Source organism: Erwinia sp. STN24, from assembly GCF_041320675.1.
Lineage (GTDB): Bacteria > Pseudomonadota > Gammaproteobacteria > Enterobacterales > Enterobacteriaceae > Erwinia > Erwinia aeris.
Window position 1 is genome coordinate 19,004 of sequence record NZ_JBGGPM010000003.1, and the last position, 16,468, is coordinate 35,471.

12 protein-coding genes are annotated in these 16,468 nt (G+C 56.6%); 5 read left to right on the forward strand and 7 right to left on the reverse strand.

The features are described 5' to 3' along the window. Nucleotides 1-16: 16 nt before the first annotated feature. The 4 genes from ACA373_RS12740 to ACA373_RS12755 are packed head-to-tail and all read left to right on the forward strand — an operon-like array spanning nucleotide 17 to nucleotide 5,317. A complete protein-coding gene (locus tag ACA373_RS12740) occupies nucleotides 17-1,510 on the forward strand; it encodes an aldehyde dehydrogenase family protein (RefSeq protein ID WP_370734604.1) in 1,494 nt (497 codons plus the stop codon). Further along, nucleotides 1,510-1,806 carry a hypothetical protein gene (locus ACA373_RS12745; RefSeq protein ID WP_253458133.1) on the forward strand — a complete coding sequence of 99 codons (297 nt, stop codon included), beginning with the start codon at nucleotides 1,510-1,512 and terminating at the stop codon, nucleotides 1,804-1,806. Before ACA373_RS12740 ends, ACA373_RS12745 begins: the two co-directional genes overlap by 1 nt. Nucleotides 1,807-1,849: 43 nt before the next feature. Beyond that, nucleotides 1,850-4,372, forward strand: coding sequence for a glycyl radical diol dehydratase GrpM (grpM, locus tag ACA373_RS12750; RefSeq protein WP_370734605.1), 2,523 nt, complete (start codon nucleotides 1,850-1,852; stop codon nucleotides 4,370-4,372). Between the two features lie 36 nt (nucleotides 4,373-4,408). After that, on the forward strand, nucleotides 4,409-5,317 hold the full coding sequence (locus tag ACA373_RS12755) for a glycyl-radical enzyme activating protein (RefSeq protein WP_370734606.1): 909 nt from the start codon (nucleotides 4,409-4,411) through the stop codon (nucleotides 5,315-5,317). 345 nt (nucleotides 5,318-5,662) lie between these two features. Here ACA373_RS12755 and ACA373_RS12760 read toward each other — a convergent pair whose 3' ends face one another. The 5 genes from ACA373_RS12760 to fucO form a co-directional block, all read right to left on the reverse strand. After that, the gene (locus ACA373_RS12760) at nucleotides 5,663-6,346 is read right to left on the reverse strand and encodes a BMC domain-containing protein (RefSeq protein WP_370734607.1); all 684 of its coding nucleotides are present in this window, start codon (nucleotides 6,344-6,346) and stop codon (nucleotides 5,663-5,665) included. A 71-nt stretch (nucleotides 6,347-6,417) separates the two neighbouring features. Beyond that, entirely contained in the window at nucleotides 6,418-7,470 is a 1,053-nt protein-coding gene (locus tag ACA373_RS12765) for a helix-turn-helix domain-containing protein (protein ID WP_253458142.1), read from the reverse strand. A 14-nt stretch (nucleotides 7,471-7,484) separates the two neighbouring features. After that, nucleotides 7,485-8,714: a PocR ligand-binding domain-containing protein gene (locus ACA373_RS12770; protein WP_370734608.1), complete on the reverse strand. Its 1,230-nt coding sequence runs from the start codon at nucleotides 8,712-8,714 to the stop codon at nucleotides 7,485-7,487. A gap of 472 nt (nucleotides 8,715-9,186) precedes the next feature. After that, nucleotides 9,187-10,494, reverse strand: coding sequence for an NAD(P)/FAD-dependent oxidoreductase (locus tag ACA373_RS12775; protein ID WP_370734609.1), 1,308 nt, complete (start codon nucleotides 10,492-10,494; stop codon nucleotides 9,187-9,189). Between the two features lie 209 nt (nucleotides 10,495-10,703). Beyond that, nucleotides 10,704-11,855 (reverse strand): lactaldehyde reductase, encoded by a 1,152-nt coding sequence (gene fucO / locus ACA373_RS12780; RefSeq protein ID WP_370734723.1) that lies wholly within the window; start codon nucleotides 11,853-11,855, stop codon nucleotides 10,704-10,706. Between the two features lie 200 nt (nucleotides 11,856-12,055). Here fucO and ACA373_RS12785 point away from each other — a divergent pair, with 200 nt between their 5' ends. Continuing rightward, a complete protein-coding gene (locus tag ACA373_RS12785) occupies nucleotides 12,056-12,751 on the forward strand; it encodes a tetratricopeptide repeat protein (protein ID WP_301250655.1) in 696 nt (231 codons plus the stop codon). 740 nt (nucleotides 12,752-13,491) lie between these two features. Here ACA373_RS12785 and ampH read toward each other — a convergent pair. Together ampH and ACA373_RS12795 are read right to left on the reverse strand one after the other, a co-directional pair. Further along, nucleotides 13,492-14,679, reverse strand: a complete 1,188-nt coding sequence (gene ampH / locus ACA373_RS12790; RefSeq protein ID WP_253458157.1) for a D-alanyl-D-alanine-carboxypeptidase/endopeptidase AmpH — start codon at nucleotides 14,677-14,679, stop codon at nucleotides 13,492-13,494. A gap of 89 nt (nucleotides 14,680-14,768) precedes the next feature. Continuing rightward, entirely contained in the window at nucleotides 14,769-16,331 is a 1,563-nt protein-coding gene (locus ACA373_RS12795; protein WP_370734610.1) for a methyl-accepting chemotaxis protein, read from the reverse strand. Between the last annotated feature and the right edge of the window lie 137 nt (nucleotides 16,332-16,468).

The window sequence follows — 16,468 nt, forward strand, 5'->3', positions numbered from 1 at the left end:
GGTAAGGAAGGGAAGCATGAATGACAGCGAGATCGCTCAGGCGGTGGAAAACGTCCTGAGCAAATTTACCCGCACCACGCCCGCTGCCGATGCCGAAAATCCGGCGCTGGCGGCCATGGTCGCCCGGGCGCTGGCGCAGAGCAGCGCAAACCCGGAAGACGCGAAAAGATCCGCCGTCACGGAGACGGAGGAAGCAGGCGTTTTCGCCACGATGGACGAGGCGATCGGCGCGGCCGTGCTGGCCCAGGTGCAGTATCGCCATTGCTCTATGCAGGATCGCACGACCTTTATCAACGGCATCCGCGAGGCGTTTTTACAGGAGGAGGTGCTGCAAACGCTCTCCCGCATGGCGGTTGAAGAAACCGGCATGGGCAACGTGGCGGATAAGGTGATTAAAAACCGCCTTGCCGCGCTGAAAACGCCCGGCCCGGAAGACCTGCCGACCTGCGCGCAAAGCGGCGATGGCGGCCTGACGCTGACGGAATATTCGGCCTATGGCGTTATCGGCGCTATCACGCCGACTACCAATCCGACCGAGACGCTAATCAATAACAGCATCAGTATGCTGGCCGCCGGCAATGCGGTGGTCTTCAGTCCGCATCCTCGTTCCCGCAAGGTGTCGCTGTATACGGTGGCGCTTATCAATAACAAGCTCGCCGCGCTGGGCGCGCCGGATAATCTGGTAGTGACGGTTGCGCAGCCCTCTGTAGAAAATACCAACGCGCTGATTAAGGATCCGCGCATCGCTATGCTGGTGGCGACCGGCGGCCCGGCCATTGTGAAAACGGTGATGTCCTCCGGTAAAAAAGCCGTTGGCGCAGGCGCGGGCAATCCGCCTGCCGTCGTGGATGAAACGGCCGATATCGAACAGGCCGCCCGCGATATCATCAACGGCTGTAGCTTTGACAACAACCTGCCGTGCACGGCGGAAAAAGAGGTGATTGTAGTCAGCCAGGCGGCGGATTATCTGATCCACTGCATGAAGAAAAGCGGCGCTTACCTGCTGAGCGACAAAAAGCTTATTCAGCAGCTGCAAACGCTGGTGCTGAACGACAAAGGCAGCGGCCCGAATACGGCGTTTGTCGGCAAAGACGCGCGCTATATCCTGCAACAGCTGGGCATTGATGCGCCGGCGGAAACCAGAGTCATCCTGATTGAAACCGAAGCGACGCATCCTTTTGTCGTGCATGAATTAATGATGCCGGTGCTGCCGCTGGTGCGCGTGGATAACGTTGACGAAGCCATCGAGCTGGCCGTTTGCGTGGAGCAGGGCAACCGTCATACGGCGGTGATGCACTCTACCAACGTAGAGAAGCTGACCCGCATGGCGCGGCAGATCCAAACCACCATCTTTGTGAAAAACGGGCCGTCTTACGCCGGGCTGGGCGTCGGCGGCGAAGGCCACACCACCTTTACTATCGCCGGGCCAACGGGCGAAGGACTGACCTCGGCGCGCACCTTCGCCAGAAGGCGCCGCTGCGTCATGGTCGAGGCGCTGAATATCCGCTGATGAAAACGCGCATTATCAACGCCCCCACGCCGGAAACGCTGGCGATGCTCAGGCGCCGGATGCCGTCGGAATTCAGGACGCGGCTGGATCTGCTACGTGTGGACGCCGTCGCGCTGTTAATGCTGCCGGTGCCCGATCTCTATTTCTGTGCCGACCTGGCCAGTAAAGGCGCCGACGTCATGGTTTCGGAAATTTTCGGCAGCTGCCCTCAGCATATCACTTCGCTGGCGATCTTCGGCGAGGTCGCGGCGGTGGCGGAGGCGATGCGGCTGATTGAACAGCACCTCGGCGCTTAAGCCCCAGGGCCATAAACAAAACGCTTTTTCGGGAGTTATCACTATGTTGGAAAAAGGCTTTTCCAGTCCGACCGATCGTATCCTCAGGCTTAAAAACACGCTCCTGCAGGTGAAGCCGTACGTGGAATCGGAGCGCGCCACGCTGGCGACGCTGGCTTATCAGCAGTATGAGCATCTGCCCGCCATCATGCGGCGCGCCAGAGTTATTGAAAAAATCTTTCACGAGCTGCCGATCACCATCCGCGCGGATGAGCTGATTGTCGGCGCAGTCACCATCCATCCGCGCTCTACCGAAATCTGCCCGGAATTTTCCTTTGAATGGGTGGAAAAAGAGTTCGAAACGATGGAGCACCGTCTGGCCGATCCCTTTATTATCGAAAAGGAAACTGCGCAGGCGCTGAGCGAAGCCTTTAAATACTGGCCGGGCAAAACCACCAGCTCGCTGGCCGCGTCCTATATGTCTGACGCCACCAAAGAGAGCATGGCGGGCGGCGTCTTTACCGTCGGCAACTATTTTTATGGCGGCGTAGGCCACGTCAGCGTGGATTACGGCAAGGTGTTAAAGATCGGTTTTCGCGGCATTATCGCAGAGGTAAACGAAGCGCTGGCGAAGCTGGATCGCAGCCGCCCCGACTACCTGAAAAAAGAGCAGTTTTATCAGGCGGTGATTATCAGCTATCAGGCCGCTATCGCTTTTGCCCATCGCTATGCGCAGGAAGCGGCGCGGCTGGCGCAGGCGGAAAACAATCCACAGCGCAAACGCGAGCTGGAGCAGATTGCGCAAAATTGCCGACGGGTGCCGGAGCAGGGCGCGACCACTTTCTGGCAGGCCTGTCAGACCTTCTGGTTTATTCAGAGCATGTTGCAGATTGAATCCAGCGGCCACTCGATTTCGCCAGGCCGCTTCGATCAGTATATGTATCCTTATCTGGCGGCGGACAGCAGCATTACGCCGGAGTTTGCTCAGGAGCTGGTGGACTGCTGCTGGATCAAGCTTAACGACATCAATAAAACCCGCGACGAAGTCTCCGCGCAGGCTTTCGCCGGCTATGCCGTGTTCCAGAATCTTTGCGTTGGCGGCCAGACGGAAGAGGGGCGCGACGCTACGAATCCGCTGAGCTATATGTGCATGGAGGCAACCGCGCACGTTCGCCTGCCGCAGCCTTCTTTCTCCATTCGCGTCTGGCAGGGTACGCCCGACGAGTTTTTATTCCGCGCCTGCGAGGTGGTGCGTCTGGGGCTGGGCGTTCCGGCCATTTATAACGACGAGGTGATTATCCCGGCGCTGCAGAATCGCGGCGTTTCGCTGCAGGATGCCAGAGATTACTGCATTATCGGCTGCGTGGAGCCGCAGGCGCCGCACCGTACCGAAGGCTGGCACGACGCGGCCTTCTTTAACGTTGCTAAGGTGCTGGAAATCACGCTGAACAACGGACGGGCAGGCGGCAAGCAGCTGGGACCGATAACCGGCGAGATGACCAGCTGGCGCGGCATGGACGACTTTTACCAGGCTTTTCAGCAGCAGATGACGCATTTCGTCCATCAGCTGGTAGAGGCCTGCAACAGCGTCGACCTTGCGCACGGCGAACGTTGCCCGCTGCCGTTTCTCTCTGCGCTGGTGGATGACTGTATCGGGCGGGGCAAATCCTTGCAGGAAGGCGGCGCTATCTATAACTTTACCGGCCCGCAGGCGTTTGGCGTGGCCGATACCGGCGACTCCGTTTACGCCATCCAGAAGCAGGTGTTTGAAGAGGGCAAGCTGACGCTTGCTGAACTGAAAAGCGCGCTGGAAAGCAATTTTGGTCACGCAGCCGACAGCTCGCCTCAGGCATCGCTGAGCGAAAACGACCTCTGCGCCATGGTACAGCAAATTATCGATCGGGACGGATCGCTGGACGCGGCGGCGATCAAAGAAGAAGTTTATCGTCGGCTCTCCTCCACGGCGGCCCCGCAAGGCAGCCAGCGTTTCGCTGAGATCCGCCGCATTCTGGAAAATACGCCCTGCTTCGGCAATGATATTGACGAGGTAGACCTGGTGGCCCGGCGCTGCGCGCTGATCTACTGTCGCGAAGTGGAAAAATACCGCAATCCGCGCGGTGGTCAGTTTCAGGCCGGTATCTATCCCGTCTCGGCCAACGTGCTGTTTGGCAAGGACGTGGGCGCGCTGCCCGACGGTCGCCTGGCAAAAGCGCCGCTGGCAGACGGCGTGTCGCCACGGCAGGGCAAAGACGGCTCAGGGCCGACCGCCGCCGCCAGCTCGGTAGCCAAGCTGGATCACTTTATCGCCTCTAACGGCACCCTCTACAATCAGAAGTTTTTGCCTTCCGCGCTGGCGGGGGAGAAAGGGCTGCGCAACTTCGGCAGCCTGGTACGCAACTATTTTGATAAAAAAGGGATGCACGTGCAGTTCAACGTGGTGGATCGCGACACGCTGCTGCGTGCGCAAAAAGATCCGCAGCAGCATCAGGATCTGGTGGTGCGCGTGGCGGGCTACAGCGCGCAGTTTGTGGTGCTGGCCAAAGAGGTTCAGGACGACATTATCAGCCGTACCGAACAGCACTTTTGATGCGGCCGGCGTGGTTGCCAGCCAGCAGGACACAGGATGAAAGTCGACTACGAAACGGAAGGCGTGCTGTTTAATATTCAGCGCTATTCGCTGCATGACGGGCCGGGCATTCGCACTATCCCGTTTTTTAAAGGCTGCCCGCTGGCCTGTAAATGGTGCTGCAACCCAGAGTCGCAGCGCCCCGGGCCAGAGCTGCTTTTTAAAAACCGTGACTGCATCCGCTGCGGGAAGTGCCTGAGCGTGTGTCCCACGCAGGCGCTGTCGCCGGACAATCCTTTCTTTGTGGATCGCACGCGCTGCACGCAGTGCGGCGACTGTACGCAGGTTTGTCCGACCGGCGCGCTGGAGATGAAAGGAAAGCGCATGACGGTCGGCCAGGTAATGCGCGAGCTACAGAAAGAGGAAAATTTGTTCCGACGATCCGGCGGCGGCATCACGCTCTCGGGCGGCGAGCCGCTGGCGCAGCCTGAGTTCGCTCGCGAATTGCTGAAAGCCTGCAAGGCGAAGGGCTGGCATACCGCAATAGAAACCACCGGTTTAACCAGTAAAGAGGTGATTGATGAGGTATTTCCGTGGGTCGATCTGGCGCTGACGGATATCAAAGCTATTCATCCGACGGTGCACCGGGAAAATACCGGCGTGGATAACCGACGTATTCTGGAAAATCTGCTGCGCATCTCTTTTATTACCAAAACGGTGGTGCGTGTGCCGGTGATCCCCGGCGTTAACGACAGCCCCGAAGAGGTTCGGCGCATCGCGGAATTCGCCCGACTGATGATGAACGTCACCGAGATCCATTTGCTGCCCTACCATAATTTTGGCGAAAACAAATATGCTCTGCTGGGCCGCAACTATCCGCTGCGGGAAAGCGCCGTTAAAGTCGACATCGGGCCGCTGAAAGCGGTAGTGGAAGGGCTGGGATTTACCTGCCATACCGGCGGCTAGCGATGGTGATTGGGCGATCGCAACAAACGGACAGCGTTGGCCGACGGCCAGGGCGCGTGGTCGCCGGTGATCAAAGCAGAGGGGCAATCGGGGTAAAGGAGATGACACGGTTGGCCGGAGGTAAAACACAGGGTCAATTGGGGTAAAGGAAAGCTGGTGATAAAGAGACGGGATCGACTGCGGTAAAGGAAAGGTATACGGTTTGGCTGGTGATAAAGACACGGCAGCGACCGCGGTAAAGGAAAGGTATACGGTTTGGCTGGTGGTAAAGATACGAGATCGGCTGCGGTAAAGGAAAGACGCACGGTAGGCTGGTGATAAGGAAAAGCGCGGCGCCACCACCGCCTATTTTTTGCGTTGACCGGAACGACGTGCCGACTTATTACCTTTAGTTACAGCATCCTGAACAGGAGATATCGCATCGGAAGACGGCTCGTTGGCGTTGATATCCGCTCCGTTATTGACCGGATCTGTCTCTGCTTCGGACCTGGGTTGTACTGGTGCATCACCAGGAGAAACCGGCTGCGTTAAGGTGACGTCAGGCACAACAGTTTTTGCCGTTACGTTGCCAGGTAAAACAGGCATTGATGTATCGTCAGGCACAGCAACTTCTGTCGTTACGTCGTCAGGTAAAACCGACTGTATTGATATATCGTCAGGCACAACAACTTCTGTCGTTACGTCGTCATGCAAAGCAGTCTTCGCGCCTGTGTCGGCAGGCAAAGCAGGCCGCGTTGGGGCTACCGATTTACAGGTAATTTGCGTCATCGCCTCAATGCCCTCTGCCGCTCTGGCTATGACCCGACGGGCGTAAAGCTTGCCCATGCGGCTGGCTGCCACCGCGCCTGCTTCGACGGCAGCATTCACCGCCGACACCTCTCCCGTTAATCTCACCAGTATCAGACCGTTTCCTTTGGTCTGCTCGCAGCCTGCCAGCGTCACGTTGGCCGATTTCAGGGCCGCATCGGCGGCTTCCACCGCGGCGGCCAGCCCCACGGTTTCAATCAGCCCAAGGCTTTTTCCGGGCATAGCGTTCTCCTTAATGTTATCCCGCTATTTTACCGGCCTCCCTGACGGAGCCAGGGAAACTATTTTGCCCGTTACAGAGACTTTTTTGTCTGGTCTTTATTGTTTCCGGTCGCCGTCATCTGACGACAGTAGTCTGACGGCGCCATGCCCGTTTCCTTTTTAAAAATGCGGCAGAAATAGTTGGCATCCTGCCAGCCAAGCTCCAGTGCAACGGTATGAATATTCAGATCGCTGAACTGTAACAGGGCGCAGGCAAACTGCATTTTGCGATGGGTAACGTAAGCGGAAAAACCTGTGCCCGTCTCTTTTTTAAATTTTCGGCTCAGGTAGCAGGCGCTGATAAAAGATTTGGCGGCAATACCATCCAGCGTAACGTTTTCCGTTATGCCTCGTTCAATATGAAATTTTGCTCGGGCGACAAAGGACTGCGTGCTTGTTTTCAGGGCTGCATCAAATATTTCCCGGCTTGCCTGCAACAGCAGCAGAACCAGACGCCGGTAGCGCGCCTTGCTCACACCGTCCTGCCCGACCTGTAGCGCCAGCATGCCGATCTTTTCCCGCATCGGCGGCCTTAATGACGCCTGCCGACATATCAGTTCCAGCAGCAGAACCAGCTCGCGGCTTGCCTGGTTGTCCCCAAAAAAGGCGCGTCTGTGCACGTCCAACAGCAGGTCATGCCATTGCGGATAGTCACACCGGGCAATAAGCGTCTGAAGCCGCCGCTTCAGCGCTTCGCCATGGGCGGTTCCGTGCGCATCAGCGTTCAGGCTACCGTTAACCTTATCAATGATGGCCTGCTTTTTTATCGGTTTCAGCAAATAATCTTCAATCTGCAAAGGCAGCATACTGCGGAGAAGATCAAAGTCGTCGCTGGCGCTGGTGACGATAACGCGGGTAGCGCTGCTTTTGGTGCGTAGATACTGAATAACCTGCCTGCCGTCGGGGCGGGGAATGGTCAGGTCGACAAAAATCAGGTCGATATGCGGCAGTTCATCAATCAGCTGCATAGCTTTTCTACCGGTCGGAGCGTCATAAATCAGCACGCCTTGCTGACTGGCCGCTACAATGCGGCGCAGGCTTTCCGCTTCCATCGGTTCATCTTCAACTATCACCACGGTGGACATAACCGGCTCCTGTTTTACGACTGAGGCTGAAGAGGAAAACGAAGTTTGATGGTGGTGCCCATCATGGGACGGTGGGCGCTAAAGATCTCCAGCCCATAAGCGTCGCCAAACAGCAGCTGCAGGCGCTGCATAATATTCCTTATGCCTATTCCCTGCTTATTGTCCTGCGGCCCGCTTAAAATTTGGGTTATCGTCTGTTGTGCGATGCCATCGCCGTTATCGCTGACCTCAATAATAAGATCGCGACCATCGTCGGTTGCACGAATATGCAGTACGGCAGGCATTTCCCGCGGCTCAACAACGTAATTAAAGAAATTTTCCGCCAGCGGTTGCAGCGTTAAAAAAGGGCAGGCGACGCCATAATATTTTTCCGGAATAGCGCAAAGATAAGTGAAACGGTCCGGCATTCTGACTTTCTGCACTGCCATATAGCTGTTGACGTAATGGATCTCTTGTTCAAGCGTGATAACGGCATGATTATTTTTGCGTAGCAGATAGCGCATCATATCGGAGAAATCATGCACCATGGCTTCCGTCCGCGGCGCTTCTTCCAGAAAGGCGAGCCGGCCAATGGTATTCAGCACGTTAAATAAAAAATGCGGATTAAGCTGGTAGCTCAGCGCTTTAAATTCTGCCTCGTGCAGCAGTTTTTCCGTTTCCACTCGCCTGCGCAATTCACGGGTCAGCTGCCGTTCTTTTTTATGCAGTTCGCGCTGTATGGTGGTGGCCCAGGCCTGTTCCACCAGGCAGGAAGCCATATGCAGCAGGGTTTCAGCCAGTAGCTCAAAGCGGCGATAGGGGGTAATCGGTATTGCCTGATGAAAGCGCTTCAGAGAGGGGGTGATTTTTCGACGCGGGCGATTGGGCAGAATGCAGGGGATCGTTTTTGCCTTTTCCGCTTCAACTCTGGCCTGACCCGCAATAAAAGCGCCCAGATAATGCTCGTTAATAACCACAGGTACGGCAAACTCAACCATGCCGCAGCAGCAGCGGTAGATGACCGGTTTCCGCGCCTGCATGGCCGCCCGACCGCCGGCATTGTCGCAGGCGTGGCAGCGTTCCGCCTGGTCCGGGTTTTGGCGGTAGCGGGCGCAAAAGTCAGAAAAGCCGCTTGGCCTGGTGACGGGGAGACCAGTGGCGTCCACCACTACCAGCGCAATCCTCATTGTCTGGCTGAAGTTGTCCTGTAGCTTTTGCAGCCTGTGCGTATCCAGAAAATCCGCGATCTTATATTCAGCTTCCATGCTAAATACCTTATGCAAGTCGATATCAGGGTAATGTAACGTAAGCAATACGCTTTAATAGTGCACGGCTTCACAGCTGACAAATATTTTTTATACAGATGGAATGCCGCCGCGCTGCCTGAGCCTGCTTTGGTCGTGCGGCGATATTCAGATCGGCGATCGTCTCCTTTTTGGCGCTTCCTGACCCTGGCCGATGTTTGATAAATAGCAAAAGCTGCTGCCGGTAGAAGATAATTACAGTGTGCTGGCAGAGATGACGAGATTTGGCTGAGCGGAGAGGCCGACGGAATAATAAAGCCCGGTTTTAATTTTTTTAGTCTGCAGCGTATATGTCTGTCTGATATTTACGCTGCAAAATTGCCTGTAGCTACAGTCAGAGCTGTCCGGCTTGCTATTCAAAGGCATTACTACCTAAAACCTTACGCCGCCGCTAATGGCTGAGTAAATAAAGCGATTCGCGGCGGTGCCCGCCTTACGCTTCCTTTCTCCCCAGCCAGCGCTCTTTCAGCAGCGAGCCAGCAATGGCCGCATCCAGCAGCGGGGAGGGCGGCAGGTAATTTGCTTCGCCCAGCGCCAGCATCGTGGCCGTCAGCGGATTATCATAGCCTAGCGCATAATCCGCCAGCAGCGATCCCGCGATAGTCTGCTTAGAGATCCCCGCCCCGTTGCAGCCGCTGGCGGTGTAAACAGCGCCGCTCAGCGCGCCCCAGACCGGCGCGCCGTTGCGGGTTACTCTGATGGTGCCCGACCAGCTGTGGGCCAGGCTGACGTCCGTGAGCTGGGGGAAAATTTTGTTGAACGTGGCTCTGTGCAGCCGCGTGGCGGCATAAGTTTGCGTAGCAGTTACGCGGCCGTGCAGGGCCGGCACCACGTGTTGACGAATTAAAATGCGGCGATCGGCGGTGTAGCGCAGCGTGGCGCCCGCGATGGCGTTAACCGGCGTCAGGCCCCAGCTCTTCATGATCGGCAGCCGCTGGCGCTGTTCATCGGTTAGCGGCGCGGTCAGGCTGGCGAAAGTCGCCATGGCCGCCTGCTTGCTGATGCCCGGTGCCAGTTCGCGGGAAAGGGCTGCGGTTGCCAGCATCACTTTCGGCGCACAAAGCGTGCCGAAAGGCGTGACAAGGCGATTTATTTTGCCGTAGTGAATGGCCATCACCGGCGTCATATCATAAAGAGTGACGTTTTCCGGCAGCGTTGCGGCCAGCCCGATCGCCAGGCTTGCCGGGTTGAGCAGCACCGCGCCCGGCGTATAGATGCCCTTGTGATAAAAATGCGTGCCCAGCTTTTGCGACAGCGTCTCGCGGTCAAGCACCTCATAAGCCTCGTCCATCAGCTCAAGGTTATCGCGATACTCCTGCAACACGCTTTCGCTGCGTGCATCGGCCTGGCAGTGATACTTCCCGACCTTCTCCCATTCGCAATCGATCCCTCGATCCGTCATGATCGTTTTTAATTCGTCGATCCCGGCCTGTAATAAGGATCGATAATCCTGCGCCTTTTTCAGCTCCGCCGTCGAGCTGCCAATATTATGCGGCAGGCCGATCGCAAAGCCGGAGTTTCTGGCTGAAGAGCTTTCCGCCGCGCTGGCGGCATCAACCACCACAATTTTCAGGTTCGGATTGTGACTGGCCAGCCGACGAGCGAAAGCCAGACCGGCAAAGCCTGCGCCGACGATCGCCCAGTCCGCTTCGCAGTCGCCGCGCAGCGCAGGACGGCTTGCAGGCGTCTCGCGCAGCCAGCCATTGTGATTCTGGTTAAAAGGTATTGAGGCGTATTTCACTGTAACCATCCCTGAACGAGCCGTTCGTTAGCAAAGCAGCAAGGGGCACACCGCATCTGCTTACTCTTTTTTGTCATGTATCAAGCCATGACGCCGCCATCAGCTATCTTGTGCCTGGCCGATTGCGGCATCAATCATTCAGCAGCGTTCCGGCAGGCGGCTTCACTGCCTGCGCAACATGCAGGCGCAGCGGCCTGCATAGCGTGCGATCAATAGATTTTGCGGTAGAGGCTGGCGATATCGTCCAGCGTTGCTTCTCGTGGATTGCCGCCGGTGCAAACATCGTCCAGGGCGGCCTGCGCCAGCGCCGGAATATCTTCTTCTTTCATGCCCACATCGCGCAGGCGGGCAGGAATGCCGACGTCGACAGAAAGCTGTCGGACGGCTTCCACAGCGGCTTCTCTTGCCTCGCCCAGACTCATGCTGCACACCCTGGTGACGCCCATCGCACGGGCGATATCACGGTACTTCTCGCCGGTGAAATCGGCGTTCCACGCCATAACGTGCGGCAGGATAATGGCGTTGGCGACGCCGTGCGGCACGTTGTAGAACGCGCCCAACGGGTGAGCCATACCGTGCACCAGGCCCAGCCCGACGTTGGAAAAGCCCATGCCTGCCACGTACTGGCCCAGCGCCATATCCTCTACGCCCTGTTTGTCGCCAGCTACGGAAGCGCGCAGCGAACGGTTGATAATCTGAATCGCCTTCAGATGCAGCGCGTCGGTCAGCTCCCAGGCGCCCTTAGTGGTGAAGCCTTCGATAGCGTGGGTCAGCGCATCGATCCCCGTGGCGGCCTTGAGCGAAGGCGGCATACTCGCCATCATGTCCGCATCGATAATAGCGACGACCGGAATGTCGTGCGGATCGATGCAGACAAATTTACGGCGATTTTCCTCATCCGTAATCACGTAGTTAATGGTGACTTCCGCCGCCGTGCCTGCCGTGGTCGGAATGGCGATAATCGGTACGCAGGGATTTTTGGTTTTGGCAAAGCCTTCCAGACTGCGAACATCGGCGAATTCAGGGTTGTTGATAATGATGCCGATAGCTTTTGCCGTATCCTGCGGCGAGCCGCCGCCGATGGCGATCAGATAGTCCGCCTGTGCGGCTTTAAATGCCGCCACGCCTTGGGTAACGACGGCGATAGTCGGGTTCGGCACCACCTCGTCATAAATGACGTAAGGAAGATGATGCCGATCCAGCAGCGCGGTGACCTTTTCAATTACGCCCGCTTTAAGCAGTGTTTTATCCGTAACCAGCAGCGCTTTTTTAAGGCTGCGCTGGCTGACTTCATGGACGATTTGCGAGATAGCGCCGGGACCGAACCAGGAGGTCTCGTTCAGAATCATTCTTTGTAGCATCATCTTCTCCACTCGTTTCAAATTTTTTAAAATCACAAACGTTATTATCACTGGCTGGAAATATGCGGAGGAATGCCCGGACGAGTATTGATTAAGATCAGGTCACGGCGAGTCTTCAGGATGGAGTAATGACTATCAGGGCTTATCTTTACGGCAGGGTTTGTTAAGCTGCGGGTCCGTTAATTTTATAAGGTAGAGCTATGTTACGTGCAATCACGGCCGGAGTTTTGATGGTTTCCCCAATGATGGCCTTTGCCGATGCGGATCACCCTGAAATCGACTGTATGAAAATTAAGAACTATGCCGCAGCAGGCGATAAAGCTTATAAAGCAAAGCAGTATGAAAAGGCACGCTACAGCTATACAGAACAGGTAGCCTGGAGTGAAAGTTGCCAGCTTCCAGATAGCGCTATTGCGGTAGCTTATAATAATGTGGCGCTCACCTGGATACGTCAGGGAGACTATCGTAAGGCAAAAGCCTGGCTGCTGATTGATGAGAAAGACGCCAAATCGCAATATAATCTGGGGTTAATAAAAGAGAAACTTGCTGCCTTACCGCAGCCTGCTTCGCCCGCTGGTGAATACTGGGAATACGCAGGAAAAGGGATGTGGAATAGCTACAGCATCTCGGCAGAACAGGACCACTACAAAATTAACTTTGATGGCGTCTCGCCAGGGCTGATGGCGATGTATTACGGCCCGAATATCGGCAGCCTTGAAGGAAAGGCCACCATCCAGAACGGCAGAGGCGTACTGCAACAACGTGAGGAAGGTGACTGGGGCAACTGTGATGTCACGCTGCTCTTTACCCCAATGGATTTAACGACTCAGGTTAACGGTGACTGCGGGTTTGGTCATAACGTTTCTGCGGCTGGCCATTACATTCGCGTTGAATAGCATCGTTGGGCTGAACGCTCGGCAGCCCGGCCGAAATAAAGGAAAAGGCGTCCTGGCGGCCGATGTCTTATAAGCCCAGCCGCGACGATATTCTCTGCCTGATTTTATTTATGCCTGACGTAATCCGCTTTTTTGCGCCGGTCCATCCGCTTTTTTCAGAGCAAGGCGTGGCGTCAGCTTTGGTCTGACGGGGCTCGTGCGGTTCTTCTGATGGGCGAGGTTCTCGCGGTGTACAGGTCTTTTCTGGCATGCGAGGCTCTTCTGATTCGCACAGCCCCTGTAGTGCACGAGACTCTTTTGGCGTGCAAGCCTCTGCTGATGGGCACCGCTCCCATAGTACGCTAGTGCCTCCTGGCGTATGCGACTCTCCTGACGTGTGCCGTTCTTCTGGCAAGCGTGACTGCCGTGGTGCGCGCGGTTCTCGGGGTTTACGCGGTTCTCGCGGCGTTCGCGGTTCCCGTGGCTCTCTTGGTTCACGCGGTTCCAGCGTTTCTCTGGGCGTGCGCGGCTGTCGCGGTGTACGAGGTTCGCGCGGTTTTTTCCCTGCCGGTTCTGTTTTTTCCTGCACGCTGGCTCCTGATAAATGAACTTTAAAGCCCAGCTTAACAAACGCCGGGGCGCTCAGGAAATGTCGGTGGAAAAAAGCGGGTTTCCCCGCTCAGACGAATACCACTGCCCCGTTTTCAATACGCTTATGCGGCAGGGCGGCGATAACCCAGCAAGACCATCGCCGTCGACAGCTACTCGCTCTCCATAATGGACGCGGCAAGCTGTGCACTGTCCGGCGTGTTGCCGATAAGCTCCGTCAGCAGGTTGTTCACCCCATCGCTCATTGGCGTGAAGCGGGTCTGCGGCGAGCGCGTCACCACGATAAACACGCCGACGCTATAGCGCGGCACCATCGCCATATAGGTAATAAAGCCGCCGCCGCCGCCGGTTTTCTGGATAATGCCCGGGCGGCCGCCCTGCGGCGCCATATAAACCCAGCCCATACCCAGCGCGGAGGCTTTGCCCGGCACGTCCATTCCCTCGACGTTGGTCAGCTGGCCTCGCTGATAAATCATGGTCTGAATGCGATCGGCCTGAGGCGAACGCGCCTGCAGATCGGAAGACAGGAATTGCTGCATCCAGCGTCCCATATCGTCAGGCGTCGAATAGACGCCGCCGCTGCCGATAGCGGCCAGCGTATTGGTGCAGGGGCTGGCGCCTTTTTCCGCGATCATCAGACGCGAACACTGCTCGGGCGAGGGGGTAAAAGTCGTATCCTTCATGCCTAAAGGGCGCGTAATTTCACGCTGTAGCAACGCCGGATAGGAGGTGCCTGCGGCGCGAGCCAGCGCATCGCCCAGCAGATCGAAAGCCAGATTGGAATAGGCGGCGCGGGTGCCCGGCGCGGCTTTCAGCTGCGCATGTTTCAGCCAGTTCCAGCGCTGGCTGGCGGTTGGCCAGACGAAAACAGGCCGGTTCGGCTTGCCGCCGGGCTGCTCGCGGGGCAAACCGCTGGTATGCGTAGCCAGATTAATCAGGCGGATCGTCTGGCCTGCATAGGCCGGTACCGCGCTGCCCGGCGGCGCATATTTGCTTAGCGGATCGTCAAGTCGCACCACGCCTTTCTCCGCGAGCTTAACCAGCAGCTCGCTGGTCATCAGCTTGGTCAGCGAAGCAATACGGATAACGGACGTTTTCTGCGGCCTGACGCTGCTGCCGGGACGCACCGAGCCAAGACTGGTAAAGACGCGCTGGTTGGCGTCAATCGCCACCATCGCCATGCCGGTCGCTTTGGTGTTATAGAAGATATTCTGCGCGTAGCGATCGACAATCTGCGAGGCCAGTAAAGGATCGGGAGAGGTTCTTGCGGCCAGCGCGCCGAGCGGAAAAAGGACGCAGAGCGCCAGCAGGTGGAGTGGTTTCAACGTGCGTATATCCATCGGGAGCGGAAAAGTGCCCTTATACTAATCTTTTTCCTGGAGAGGAAAAAAGAGCGGCGGCCCTCTTTTTTACGGGCCGCCGTTAGCCGTCAGGCCGCGTTGTGGCTTACTTTGAAGATGCCGATGGCGCGGGAAAGCTGTTCAGCCTGTTCCTGCAGCGATTGCGCGGCGGCGGCGGATTCATTCACCAGCGAGGCGTTCTGCTGCGTAACCTGATCCATCTGGGTAATCGCCATATTGATCTCATCGATGCCAGTGCTCTGCTCGTGGCTGGCGATAGAGATTTCGCCCATGATTTCCGTCACGCTTTTCACGCTGGCCAGCACTTCTTCCATCGTGGTGCCCGCTTTGGCAACCTGCTTGCCGCCTTCGTCCACTTTATTCACGGAATCCTGGATCAGCTGCGCAATTTCTTTAGCGGCGGAGGCCGAACGCTGCGCCAGGTTGCGGACTTCTGAGGCGACAACGGCGAAGCCGCGACCCTGCTCGCCCGCGCGGGCGGCTTCCACGGCGGCGTTAAGCGCCAGGATATTGGTCTGGAAGGCGATGCCGTCAATCACGCTGATAATGTCGACAATTTTCTTCGACGAGGTGTTGATCATTTCCATGGTGCTGACGACCTGATTCACCGCCGAGCCGCTCTGCACGGCTACTTTCGAGGCCAGCGCGGCCAGCTCGTTAGCCTGACGAGCATTGTCGGCGTTTTGCTTCACGGTAGAGGTCATCTGCTCCATTGCGGAGGCGGTCTCCTCCAGCGAGCTGGCCTGCTGCTCGGTACGGGAAGAAAGATCCATATTGCCCAGTGAAATTTCGCCGGAGGCGGTAGCGATTAGCTCGGTGCCGGAGCGAACTTCGGTCACGATACGCAGCAGGTTTTCATTCATGGTTTTCAACGCCTGCATCAGCTGACCGGTTTCATCAGTTGAATTTACACGGATCTGCGTACGCAGATCGCCCGCCGCCACGTTTTCAGCAATACGTACTGCTTCGCGCAGCGGGGCAACGATAGAGCGGGTCAGGAAATAGCCCAGCACGACCGCCAGCAACGCCGCCAGCGTGGAGAAAATCAGCGTAATGCGGATTGCGGTAGCGCCATCGGCAACGGCGTTAGCGCCTTCCGCCTGCAGCTGTCCGGACTGTGAGTCGGCAAAACGCTTTACGATATCCAGATAGGCGGTTTGGGCAGGCGTCATTTTCATCAGAGCATAGTCGGCGGCAACATCCTGATTACCTGCGCGTATTAAAGTAAGCAGTTCGCTTTTGGCCGCTTCAAACTGCTGCGCCGCCTCTTTTACTGCCTGGATTTTCTTGATGCCGACTTCGGTTGTTTGCAGTTTGGCAATCTTGTCTATCGTCTGGTTGGTTTGCTGCGTCACGCTGTCCAGCTGGCCGTAACGCTTCTGGTTTTTCTCCGGATGCGAAGTCTCAATAACCATCCCGCGCAGATATTTAATCTGATCGTTAACCCCGTCGCGCGCGTCAAAAGCCAGCCTCACCTTGATATAGCGATCGTTAACAATGCGATCCACCGCGCCGTTAATGCTGCCGATTTTTACAACAGCCGTTACGCTGACCACGATTAATAACAGTATTACCAGGGCAAACGCCGCGCCGAGGCGCACGCCGACTTTCAAGTTTTTTACAGAAATCATCCGGATTGTTCCTTGCTGTTTAAAAAAGAGTCACTGAGGAAACCTTTAGCATTACAGGGGCATTAAATCGGCAGCAGGCGTGAAAACTTGATGGCATTGTGAGCGAAATCGCGCATAAGGTATGGACGGAAAAGAAA